Source organism: Pantoea sp. CFCC18179 (genome assembly GCF_059412405.1).
The window spans coordinates 322826-335625 of sequence record NZ_JBNBPM010000003.1 but is presented as its reverse complement, the minus strand read 5'-3'; the positions used below and the strand labels follow the sequence as shown (position 1 = coordinate 335625).

Below are 12800 nucleotides of genomic sequence, written 5' to 3'. Positions count from 1 at the left end.
TATCATTCGCACGCGAATAGAATGCGGCGGCTAAACTGAGATCAAGATCATATAGTCAAAATAGTAATATTCTCTGCCACAAAAGCGTTATAGAAATCTTTATTGAGCTTTTCCTCAACCACCAAAATATCTATTGCTTCACAGCGGGCAACAGCGAAACGGGCGATGCCGGGAATCTTCTCTGCCGTCAGGCCGACAACGGTTTGGCTGCTTTGCGCGATGGCAGCTTTCTTGAATTCGCAATCATCGAAATTAAATCCCGTGAGTCCGGCTTCGGGGCTCATGGCACATCCACCGATGAACGCTTGATCAAACATGATGTTTTTCAATTGCTCAATGGCCGTATTCCCGACGCAACCGCCGGTGTCTTTCTGCATTCGCCCGCCCAGCATGATCACTTCTACATGCGGATATTTCAGCAGTGCGGCGGCAATATCTGGCGCATTGGTGACAGCCGTAATCGTGAGCGATTCCGGTAAAGCCTGCGCCATCGCCAGATTTGTGCTGCCTGCATCAATAAAGATGCAGCTCTGATTTTTAATCAGGCTGGCACACTTCTGCGCGATCATGTCTTTTATTGAGAGGTTTTGCTCTTTTCGCGTGGCAAAGGTGCCGGCATCCGGCAGTTGCAGCACCGCCCCGCCATACACCTTTTTGCATATCCCCTCTTTGCTGAGTTCATGCAGGTCGCGGCGCACCGTATGCTCTGAAACCCCCATTTGTTGAGCCAGTTCCACACAAACCACTCGGCCTTGGTCACGTAAAATTTGTCGAATCAGATCTTGTCGCTGATCGGGGAAAGCTGCATAATCGAGCACGAAAACTCCTTAAATCATCATAATCGAGCTTAAGTGAGCATGGTCGCGTAAGGTGCAGAGCTTGTCAATCTCTGCTGAGTTTCAACCAGCCTGCGGCCGAATTTACCCAAACGAGGAACGTCATGGTTCAGATACGCCACCGAATCTCTTCCAGCCGGGCAACGCGACTGGCCTTCTTCATCGCCGGATTTGTCACGGCAACCTGGGCAGTCATCGTCCCCTTCGCCCGCAGCAATACCGGCGTCAATGATGCAACACTGGGCATGTTGTTGCTGTGTCTGGGCGTGGGTGCGCTGATTGCGATGCCCGTAACCGGCGTATTAACCAGCCGATTCGGTTGCCGCCGCGTCATTATCGCCGCCATCATTTTAGTCATCATCAGCACGCCTTTTCTGGCAGTAATTGCCGATCCGCTACTGCTTGGCCTGACATTACTGCTGTTTGGTATTGGCGTTGGGGTAACGGATTGCGCAATGAATATTCAGGCCATCCTGGTAGAGAAAGCGTCATCGGTGCCGCTGATGTCTGGTTTTCATGGCATGTATAGCTTCGGCGGAATTGCTGGCGCCGGTTTGATGACGCTGTTGTTAGCAGCAGGCCTCAGCGTATTTAGCGCCACAATGCTGATTACGTTGATGGTTTTTGCCTTAACCGTATTGAGCTTTCCCGGCCTGCTAACCTACGCCAATCCGCAAGAAGGCCCAGCGTTCGCGATGCCACGCGGCATCGTCTTGTTGCTCGGGATTGTTTGCTTTTTGGTGTTCCTCACCGAAGGAACGGTGTTGGACTGGAGCGCCGTATATCTGACGCAGGTGAGAGAGATGCCGGAAACGCTGGGTGGCCTCGGATACACCTGTTTCGCCATCGCCATGACAGCCGCGCGACTCACCGGCGACCGCATAGTTGAAAATCTTGGCCGCTTGACCGTGGTGGTTGCCGGCGCGTTAACCGCTGCAGTCGGGCTGGCGTTGGTGACCTTCATTCCTGCCTGGCATCTGTCCCTGATTGGCTACGTTCTGATTGGTGTCGGCTGCGCGAATATTGTGCCGGTGATGTTCTCCGCCGTCGGCCAGCAAAGCGTTATGCCGCAAGCCGTCGCGGTTCCCGCCATGACCACCATGGGCTATCTCGGCGTATTGAGCGGCCCGGCATTGATTGGCTTCGTCGCGCATCTCAGTTCATTAGCGATTTCTTTCTCACTCATCATGGCGTTGATGTTGTTCGTCGGCGCAATCGCATTCACTTTGAATCTAGGTCAAACCCATTCAGCGAGGAAGAACGCATGAAAATAGCCCATGTCGCGTTGTGGACGACAAATCTTGCAGCGCAAAAAGCCTTTTGGTGTGAGTATTTTGGCGGCCAGACCAACGACTTATACATCAGCAAAAACCGCCCCGGCTTTAAGTCTTATTTCGTCAGCTTAGCCGAAGGCCCGACCATTGAATTAATGTCTCTGGAAGGCATTGAGACCGGACCGATCGGCAAGGAACTGACCGGCTGGGCGCATCTTGCCATTTCGTTGGGTGGTAGAAAGCAGGTTGATGAGATGGTCGATAAAGCCACTGCGCAAAATATTCTGGTTAGCCCAGCGCGCGTGACTGGCGATGGCTTCTATGAAGCGATCATTCGCGATCCCGACGGTAATTTGATTGAGATTGTGAGCTAGGCACCTGGACTCCACTGTATCTCTCGCTGCTGGAATATTTGAATAGGCCGGGCAACTGCGCCCGGCCTTCTATTTCAGATTAAGGAGATCAGTTGTTGCATTCGCAGTCAATTAGCTTCGTACTCATCAGCACTGTTCCTGATAATAAACATTTTCGCAGGATCGATTCCTCAAGTCAGACAGACATTTTCCAGTTCTTCAATGAAACGTGCAGCAACCTCCTGAATGGTTGCATCACCGACTTCCCGACAGTCGTAGAACAGCACAAAGCCAAAATTCTCGATATCAGGCAGCAAGCACAGTACCGTCTGATGGTTACTGCCACTGGTGCCATCAAACGGCCGCAGGGTGAAGGGTAAATCATCTGCAATTTCCGGTGCCGGCATGCTTTCAAAAACCAGCAAACTGCCAAACGGTGATGTAGGCCGCCACACGTCATCATAGTGGTTGAGCTCATGGAAGGCATATTGCTGCCTGTCCGGCTGGCTACTGGCAATATCAGCAAGCAGGTCTTCATCGCTTCTGCTGTGGATCTGTTGCAACCTCAACACTGGGCTTGCGACGAACATGCCGACCAGCTTGTCAACATGCATAATCTCAGCGGGCCGCTCACTCATGGTAGTGCCAATCACAATATCATCACCTGGAATATGTGCCGCCAGCGTCTTCATCCAGGCTAACTGCGTCAGTTGATTGACGGTATAACCCGTTTCGCTTGCAAACCGGTACAACGCAGCAGTGAGGGTGCCCGAAAGCGTGTGCTGAACTTTTCGCATCCGCTTTTCCTGCTGGAGCTGAACAAGCGGTAATGTCTCCAGCGGCAGGCGCTGGTTCAGCGGAGCATCACGCAAATAGGCTGACCAGAATGCTTCAGCTGCCTGATGGTTTGTAGAGCGAAGCCATTTAATGAAAGGTTCAAAGCCAGACGAAGTCACATCAATAGTCCGTTGAGCCTGCAGCGCGCGGTAGTCTTTTATGAGAGTGGTAAAGATATTACTGTTTGACCAGCCGTCGATAAGCACGTGATTAAATGTCTGCATCATATAATGCTTGCTGTCCGGCCCAATAATGATCACCACGCGGATCAGTGGCGGTTGCTCCAGATTAAAGGGTTTAAGGCGCTCCTCAAGCAGCCGCTGCTGAAGTGCTTCCGTCAATAAATTGAACGGTACATCGCGCCAGTCTTCAACGGCAACGGGGATTGATGTGTCTTTGCAGACAAAGGCGACCGGCTCGCCCGGGCAGGCACGGTCGCTGTAGCCCGTGCGGAATACATCATAGCGCATGGCGGCATACTGCCAACTGGTGCGCATCAGATTAGGATCAAAGTCTCCCTCTATCACAACCATCCCCTGGTCAATCTGATAGTCGCTGTTGATGCGATTGAAATAAAGCTGCTCACGCTGTGTTGGCGTAACTGGGTAAGCGTTTTCCAGCGAGTGTCGTCGCTGTAAACGGTCCAATTCCTGCAACGTCAGCACGCAATGCGGAAAATCAGCAAGGCTAAACCAACTCTCACCAGCAGCCTGTACGGTCAGACAGTGTTCAATAAGCACCTGCAAGTGATGCTGGTATGCCCGAACCAGCTTCTCCAGGTCTTCTGCAGAAAGTGATGCGCTGAAGCTCAATGACAGCTGTCCCTCTACCACCCTGCCCACCACGTCGAGCACATTACCGCTGCGGTTTTCCGCCGCCACTGTTTCACCGCACTGGGTCTGATCAATCACCCAGCTTCCATCACTCTCTTCAGTTACAAACTGGCCAAGGTAGTTGAAGCTGATAGCAGGCAGCTTGTGATGCTTCAGCGTAGTTGATTGCGCGCTGTATTTAAGCGCGGAATACCCCAGTCCTTTATCTGGGATCTGACGAAGGGTGTCTTTCACCTGTCGCAGTGTCTGTGCAGGAGAAGCCGAAAGTGCCAATTTCACCGGGTACATCACCGTAAACCAGCCTACGGTACGGCTCAGATCGACGTCCGCTGAAACGGCTTCACGCCCATGCCCCTCAAGAGTGATATAACTGTGCTTCAGGCCATGCCAGTCCGATAAGGCATACGCGAGTGGCGTCAGCAACAAATCGTTAATTTCCGTTTTATAAGCATCATGTACCTGCGTCAGCAGGGCACGCGTCTGCTGCGGGGTCAGCGTTAGCAAACGCTCAATATGCGCTGCGCCTTTCGTGTTCGTGCTTGCGGTGAGCATTTTTCGATAATCCGGCTGCCCGTCAATCATCTGCTCCCAGAAGTGAAGTTGCTGTGGAACGTTATGCGCATATTCATGCATTTTTTCTGCCCACTGACGATAGCTCGTGCCCTTGCTTTCGAGCACTCGCCCTTCGCACAGGGTTTGCAGATCACTTGCCAGCACGCGCCAGGAAACCGCATCGATAATCAGGTGATGAAAAGCGCAGAATAGCGCTGGAGGCTCAGCGACCAGACTGTTATGCAGCATAACAAATCGCAAAAGCGGCCCGTCGGTTAGACAAAAATCACGCTGCCAGTCGGTGAGCTTTTGCGCCACATCAGCGCCCGTCATGCAGGCAGCCATGTCAAACACACTAAAGGGGATGTCTTCCGTAATTGAATTAAAGCGTTGCTGTATACAGTTTTTACCAACCTGATAACGCAGGCGCAGCACATCATGGTGACTAATAAGTTTATGCAGGCTGGCTTGCAACGTCTCAGCGTCTGTTCCAGCCGGTAGCGAGAGGGTAAAGGCTTGATTAAACCAGTTTGGCTGTGCGAGCGACAGTTCAAAGAACCACTGTTGCACCGGCAGCAATGGGCAAAATCCTGCCAGCTCACCTTGCTCGCTGATGATCTCAGACTGGCTGGTGTTTTCCAGAAGTCTGGCAAGCTGCTGCACGTTTTTTGCGTTGAAAATATCGCGGGTGGTGCACTGGATTCCACGCTTACGCAGCGCGGTCGTAACGAGAATGCTCTGAATGGAATCCCCACCAATGCGGAAGAAGTTGTCAGTCACACTAATGCGTTCAGCTTTCAGTACCTGCTGCCAGACTTCGGCAATCGTCTTTTCTAAGGCCGTGACCGGAGGCTGAAAATGCACCCTACGCGCCTCAGTTGCCCTCGGCAGCCTGTCACGGGCAAGCTTGCCGTTTAGCGTTAGCGGAATTTCTGCAATGGGGATGATGCTGGCAGGGATCATGTAGTCAGGAAGGCGACTTTCCAATGCAGTAAACAGCGCCTGGAGGGACGGTTCCTCCGAAGTTTTAGAAACATACCAGGCACACAAGTGGGTCGTATTTTCTGCATCCTGCAGTAGCACCACTGATTGTTGCACACCAGGCTGCTGGTTGAGCACGGCTTCAATTTCCTGCAGTTCAACACGGTAACCGCGAATTTTCACTTGCTGGTCTTTACGTCCTAAATACTCCAGCTGACCGTTTGGTCTCATCCTTACCTGATCACCCGTTTTATAGAGTCGCCCGCTAACATGTGGCGAACTCACAAACTGTTGAACGGTCAAATCAGGGCGGTTCAAATATCCCCGGGCAAGACCACGGCCGCCGACATACAGCTCACCGACCGCGCCCGGAGGAACCGGTCGCATGGTGTTATCCAGTACGTGTAACTGCCGCCCTGCAATGGCCCGGCCAATGGGGATGCTACCGATGGCGTCATTGGCAAAGATTTCAGCCGTAGTGGTAAAGGTAGTGCATTCTGTCGGGCCATAGCCGTTGATAATGTGCTGTGGTCGGGGCGACTGGCGGGCCAGCGAATGCATAATTTCAGGCGTCAGCGCTTCTCCCCCCACTAACAGATAGTTCAGGCTGTCAAACAGATGGTTATCTCGTTTCCAGAGATTATCGAACAGCGCGCGCGTCACCCACATGACGCTCACTTGGTGCTGCTTCACAAGCGCCCGAAATGCCCGGGTATCACTCGCCAGATCCTGCGTGCTGAGCTCGGGTATCACTAACTGCCCACCATTGAGTAAAGCCCCCCAGATTTCAAAGGTTGCGGCGTCAAACACCGGGCTTGAGAGGAAGAGAACGCTGTCGCTGGCGGTCAGTGGCAGCGACGGGTTTTCCACGACCAGCTCGACCATTGCGGCCTGCTCTATCAAGACCCCCTTCGGCGTTCCCGTGGTGCCGGAGGTGTAAATGATGGCACCCAGGCTGGCGTCTACGGATACATTGATGCTCTTGCACATCTGCGGAGTGAGGGTGTCTACGCAAAGCGCATTATAATTCGTTACCAGCGCCAGGTGAGACTGCTGAGTGAGCACCAGTGGCGCTGCGGTATCATCAAGCATCCAGCGGATGCGCTCTTCCGGATAGTCAACAGAGAGAGGAACGTAGCACCCACCCGCCTTTAGAATGGCCAACATTGCCACCACAAAATCCACGCTTTTGTCCATCAGCAGAGCAATCGGTGTATCCGGCCTGAGCGCGCCCAATTGTTCTGTAATGACGCCAGCAAGATAACTGGCATGCTGGTCCAGTTGCTGGTAGGTCAGCGACGTCTTGCCACAGGAAAGAGCGACTGACTGGCCGTAATGCTGAGCACTCCAATCAAAACGCGTTGCCAGCGAAGACGTGCAGGCAGGTGGTAACAGCGGCACCTGCAGTTCCTCTGCCGGTAACCGCAGTTGTCCGTGTGCGCAGGAGACATCCTGCAGCGCCTGAGACATCAGCCTCACCACCGAATCCACCAATGTGGCGGCATGGTCGTTGCTCAGCCAGTCAGTGTGATAGTTCAGCTGAAGCGTCAGGCCATTCTCCTGTTCAAAGGCCATCAGTACTAACGGGTAGTCGAGCTTTTCATAGACCTTCTTAAGCGCCCATGCGGCAGCAATACCTTCTTTATCCCGACTTTGTGGGTAGTTTTCACAGACAACCAGGCTTTCAAAGAGCGAGACGCCTTCATCCTGAAGGCTGCTCAGCGAAATATTACTGTGGCTGTTAAAATCAACCACGGTTTCCTGAATGGCGGTGAGCAGTTGCGCGCAGCTACTCTCTGCTGCCCACTCCACTGTGAGCGGCAGAGTATTGATGAAGGGTCCGACGCACTCTTCAATGCCTGCCAGAGGAATGCCGCGACCCGACACAACGATGCCAGCCTGTGTCTGCGTATCCTGAGTGTAAATCTGGATAAGCTTATGCCAAGCGAACTGCAGCAACGTATTCAGGGTGTAACCGCTATCGGATAGCCGCTGTTTTAGCCTACCAAACGTCAGGGCTTCCAGAATATGTTGTTGTGAGGCTGTCGGAGGGTGTTTCTTATCCAGAGAGGGGCGCATCAGCACCTGAAGCCTATTAGGCATAGAAAATCGCTGCTTTTGCTGTTGCCAGAATTCTGCTGTAACGGATTTGCGGCGTTGCAGCCAGTTCAGCGCTTCTCCCCAGCTCAGTTGCTCGGTCACCTCTGGCTGTTCGTCCTTCATCAGACAATCGTAAAAACGATGCACCTGCTCGAGCAATAACGTCATACTCCAGCCATCACAAATTGCATGGTGCTCACTTTTCAGTAGATAAAACTCATCATGCTGACATTTAACGACGAGGATTCTGAATAGTGAGGGCTCAGAAAGATCAAAGCGTTTCAGCCTGTCCTGCTGTTGCAGACGTGCAATCTCCCCCTGTTGTTCTGCGAGCGGAAGGTCACTCAGGTCAATCACCTGGAACCATTGCTGTGCCAGCGTGTTGCTCTCGCTCACAACCTGCAGGATGTCTTCCCCCTGCCAGTCAAACGCCGTTCGCAGTATCGGGTACCTCTGAACCACCAGCGTCCATGCCTGTCTATAACAGGCGATGTCCAGCGGACTACGATAGTGCATTAATTGCTGCACATGATAGGCATCATCGTTGGGCGAGCGTAATGCGTGGAACAGCATGCCCTGTTGTAGAGGCGTGGCAGAGTGAATGGCTTTCATCTGCGGATAACGTTGTCGTAAACGCACCACCTCAGCATGCGCAAGAGGATTGATGCCATAGTCACTGGCCGTTTTACCTGCATGGTCTGCTAAATCAGAGGTGGCAAATTCAGCAATAGCATTAAGCGCGTCGTAAAATGCTCGGGTAAAATTCTCTGTTTGCTCGCGGGTAAGTTTGCTCTCAATCATAAAGCTGAGTTGCCCACCATTTACCGCACCGTTGATGTTCAGCAACTGACCCGGAAGGTTAGCACTGTGCACCCACTCACCTGTGTTTTTATAAGATAAGGTCCAGGGCTCATCGCAGGCGGTAGTGAGCTGACCAAGGTAATTGAAGCTTATTGTAGGCAGGGTGATATCAGGCAGGTGCTTTTGCTGAAGCAAAATCCCAAATCCAATACCTTTAGCGGGGATCTGCCGCAATCCTTCTTTGATCCCAATAATGGTTTCGTCTAAGGTGTTCCCTGCTTTGAGGACAACCGGATACAATGAGGTAAACCACCCTACTGTCCTTGATAGATCGATAGTGTCCTGCCACGATTCACGGCCATGACCTTCCATCAAAATGCCGTGCTGCTGCTCTCCTGAAACTGCCTTCAGCGCCAGCGCTAAAGCACTGAGCAGTAAATCGTTGATTTCGGTTCCCCACACCTGATTTGCCTGCCCCAGCAGACGTTGTGTCTGCGCCGTGGATAACGTCACGTCGCGCCTAAGATACAACGCTGTTGCACTCAGCGGGCAGGCGGGCAGTTTTGCCAACGCCTGTTTCCACCACAACACATCATCAGGCCAGGCATCAGCGTAGTCTGCAAGCGAATCAGCCCACTGTTGGTAATTGCTGCCGGGCGAAGGCAAAGACTGATGCTGAAGAAAATGTTCAATGTCCTGTGCGAGAACACGCCATGAGAAAACATCAATAATCAGGTGGTGAAAAGCAAACCACAAACAGTCGCCACCAGACGGATGCTGTCGAATAATAGCCGAGCGCCACAGCGCTCCTCTCGCTAAGTCAAAATCAGATTGCAGATGGGTGAGCTGTTGCGTCAATTCCGTGATTGAAGCAGGAAGCAGGGTAAGCAGCTCCGGGCATGACCATTCTTCGAAATCATGGATATAAGGTGATGAATGAGCAAAACTCGCGCGCAGCATGCCATGTTGCTGGGCCAGGGCGCGAATCGCTTCCAGCAACATCTGATCTGAGACACCCGCAGGCAAACGCAGCGTAAACGCCTGATTCCAGTAGTGTGGCTGAGGGAAGTGCTGCTTGAAGAACCACTGCTGCACCGGGAGCAACGGGATATTCCCCTGCATCGGTTTGTAAACCATCCTGGCGCAGTCATTACTCGTGTCACTGCGTGACTGCAACAGTTGTGCCATTGAGCGAATGGTCGGATGCTGGTTTATTTCATAGAGCGACAGCGCATTGCCTTGCTTACGCAGGGCGGCGATCAGCAAAATGGCCTGTACTGAGTCTCCGCCTACGCGGTAAAAATTATCATCCAGCCCGACGGAGGAAACGGGCAGCAGCTTCAGCCACTCCCTGAGCACCCGTGCCTGCCATGGCGTATTGGTTTGCGTCACCTCGCCTGACGAGACGTTATGTGTGGCCAAAAGCGCCCGGCGATCCAGCTTGCCGTTGAGATTGACCGGTATCTCATCAATGAGTTGGAATACAGCGGGTATCATGTATTCCGGCAGTCGCGCCTCTAGGCTTTCACGTAACCCCTCTGACGTAAGCGAGCCTCCAGGTTTGCACACGCACCAGGCAACTAAATAGTGGCTGTCTGGTTCGACAACGTTAAGTACGGCGGCTTGTTGCACCCCTTTACACTGATGTAATGCCGCCTCAATCTCGCTGAGATCAATCCGGTAACCACGTATTTTTACCTGAGTGTCCTTGCGCCCCCGGTAGATGAGGTTGCCATCGGCCAGTCGCGTAACCTGATCCCCGGTTTTGTATAAACGTCCCTCCCCATAGGGGTTTGGGATAAATTTGCTCTCTGTCAGCGGGATATCGCCGAGATAGCCCAGAGCGAGAGCGGAGCCACCAATATAGAGCTCGCCCTGCGCGCCGTCCGGCTGCATCTGCAACTGCTCATTCAGAACATAGAGGCTGCGGCCAGTGACAGCTTTCCCGATGGGAATGCTTTTTTGCTCTCTATCCTTGGGTATTTCATACCAGCAGCTGAAGGTCGTGCACTCTGTCGGACCGTAGGCATTCAGCACCCTTTCCGGTCTCGGATGCTGCCTGACCAAGGCCTGCATGATGTCAGCGGTCAGCGCTTCCCCGCCCACCATGACCTGACGGACAGAATCAAAGATATGGTTGTCAATCAAGTAGAGCGTATCGAATAGCGTCCGAGTCACAAACATCGCCGAGACCTGCTCAACTGCTAAGAGGGTTTTAAAGCCTTCTGGATCGCTGACTAACTGCTGGGAGGCTGCCGGGATGATGAGCCTTGCACCGTTGAGTAGCGCTCCCCAGATTTCGAACGTTGCCGCGTCAAAGGATGGGCTTGCGAGAAACAGCAAACAATCCTTCGAGCTCAGATCAACATAGTTAGTTTCCTTTACAAGGCCTGAAATTGCTTGCTGAGTAACAATGACACCCTTAGGGTTCCCGGTTGTGCCTGAGGTGAAGAAAATTGCAGCAGCCTGTTCGGGATGGCCGTGCACAACCGGATTACTCATCACCGGCATGCCGGATAAGGCGTCGATATCGCACAGCAGGACGTCGACCGGATGCTTGCAACCTGCACTCAACATACTGTTTTCTGGAGCGAAGTGAGCCTGGCTAATCATGATTTTTACGGCAGCCTGCTCAAGCTGGTATTGCTTTCTTGAAGCAGGTGCAGCGGTATCAACAGGCATATAGCTACCACCGGCTTTAATGATGGCAAGCATAGCAACGACAAACTCGCTACTTTTCTCACAGTGCAACGCCACTGGAACGTCAGGATAAATGCCTAAGGATATGAGCTGGTGGGCAAGTACATTCGCGCAGTGATTTAGCTGAGCATAAGTTAGCGGATAGTCTTTCCCCGACAGTGCTTGAGCATCAGGATGCCGTATTGCCTGTCGCTCGAATTGCTCAGCCAAAGAGCGGCCTGTGTTTACAGATTCGTTGTAGGGAGCGGTCAGCCGGTCAATTTCTTCATCACTCAGTATTGGCAGTGAAAGCAAGGGCGTATCCGGCTGCTGGACGGCAGCAGTCAGTAAACGCAGGAAGTATTCACCACAGCGATGTACCGTGGTTTTATCAAACAGCGCGCGCCGGTAACGCAGACGAAAATTGAAATTCTGCTCCGTTTCTTCATATTCCAGTGACAAATCAGCACCAGCCAGATCGTAATACTGGCCATGAACGGGTTGAGACTGGCATCCTTCAAAAGTCAGCAAATATTCTCGCTGCGGCGTCTGTGCAAAGCTAAAACGCAAATCTGTGCATTCACTTAGCGCAACGATACTGTCAGTTGGCAAATAGTTATGATAAATACCATCTGTATTTTTCATCAGACTGAAGCGGTTCTCATGTTGGCAAAGTGTTCGAAGCGTCGTATCCGCCTCAACCTCAACCAGCATCAGGCTGCTGTTAACCTGAGCGCCCATTTCAAGCCCTGACAACTGTCTGATAGCAATGGGATAAAATAGCGCAACGGCGCGCTGAGCTGTGCATCTTGCCAGCAACGCGCCCCAAATCTGTGAAAATACGATGAAAGGCCGCTGCGCGATTTTTCGCGTGCTGTGGTACGCATTCTTTGGGAAAGCGAAGCGTAATTCATCAATGGCATCCGTAGGAGAAGAAGAGTGTTCACACTCAGACTCAAAAGGCAAAATGACCGCTTCAGGCAACCTTGAAGATAATGCCTGCCAGTGCTGAACGGTATCCGCCCCTTCCAGGCTTGCTACCATTTTTTCCGCCTGCTTTATTTTTTTGACGATGTCCTCTGCTGTTACAGGTACTACGCTTGCTGTACCGTTGTAATAATTACTGATTTTATCGAAAAAATCCCGCTGAACACGCCCATCCATAATTAAGTGATGGAAAACAAACGTAAGAATAACGCTTTCATCTGATAATCGCTGTAAAGCAATGCGATATAATGGGGCTGATAACAGATCAAAAGGCATTTTTATATATTCGTCTAGCTCTCGTGCATCCGAAACATAATGGAGTGTATTTCTTTTCTTATTTCTTATCCAAAACGGCCGTCCGTCCTGTAATACAACGTGGCTATCGAAAATGATATGATCGTCGAGAAAACGCTGAATGCTTAATTCAAATCTTCGCGTATCAAACTTACCTGAAAGCTGCTGTGAGATGGAAATGTTATAATCAGCGCTGTCAGGTCTGCGAATGAACTCATTCCAGAACAACAGGGAAAAAGGGCTAAACGGAAGCTGATTCATAATGAGTCCTTT

4 protein-coding genes are annotated in these 12800 nt (G+C 52.0%); 2 read left to right on the top strand and 2 right to left on the bottom strand.

Annotation, left to right across the window (positions count from 1 at the left end):
* Positions 1 to 47: 47 nt before the first annotated feature.
* Complete coding sequence (locus tag ACPUC7_RS09165) at positions 48 to 818, bottom strand: DeoR/GlpR family DNA-binding transcription regulator (protein WP_494922670.1); 771 nt, start codon at positions 816 to 818, stop codon at positions 48 to 50.
* A gap of 122 nt (positions 819 to 940) precedes the next feature.
* Between ACPUC7_RS09165 and ACPUC7_RS09160 the strand changes: the two genes are divergently transcribed.
* Entirely contained in the window at positions 941 to 2104 is a 1164-nt protein-coding gene (locus tag ACPUC7_RS09160) for an MFS transporter (RefSeq protein WP_494922669.1), read from the top strand.
* Positions 2101 to 2484, top strand: coding sequence for a VOC family protein (locus ACPUC7_RS09155; RefSeq protein ID WP_494922668.1), 384 nt, complete (start codon positions 2101 to 2103; stop codon positions 2482 to 2484). The genes ACPUC7_RS09160 and ACPUC7_RS09155 overlap by 4 nt, the downstream gene beginning before the upstream one ends.
* 170 nt (positions 2485 to 2654) lie before the next feature.
* Here the strand turns inward: ACPUC7_RS09155 and ACPUC7_RS09150 are convergent, their stop codons facing one another.
* Positions 2655 to 12788 (bottom strand): amino acid adenylation domain-containing protein, encoded by a 10134-nt coding sequence (locus ACPUC7_RS09150; RefSeq protein WP_494922667.1) that lies wholly within the window; start codon positions 12786 to 12788, stop codon positions 2655 to 2657.
* Positions 12789 to 12800: the final 12 nt, after the last annotated feature.

What these genes read in the sequence shown, in the direction of transcription:
- ACPUC7_RS09160 (WP_494922669.1), top strand. Translation starts at nt 941, where the DNA reads ATGGTTCAGATACGCCACCGAATCTCTTCCAGCCGGGCAACGCGACTG.
- ACPUC7_RS09155 (WP_494922668.1), top strand. Translation starts at nt 2,101, where the DNA reads ATGAAAATAGCCCATGTCGCGTTGTGGACGACAAATCTTGCAGCGCAA.
- ACPUC7_RS09150 (WP_494922667.1), bottom strand. Translation starts at nt 12,788, where the DNA reads ATGAATCAGCTTCCGTTTAGCCCTTTTTCCCTGTTGTTCTGGAATGAG.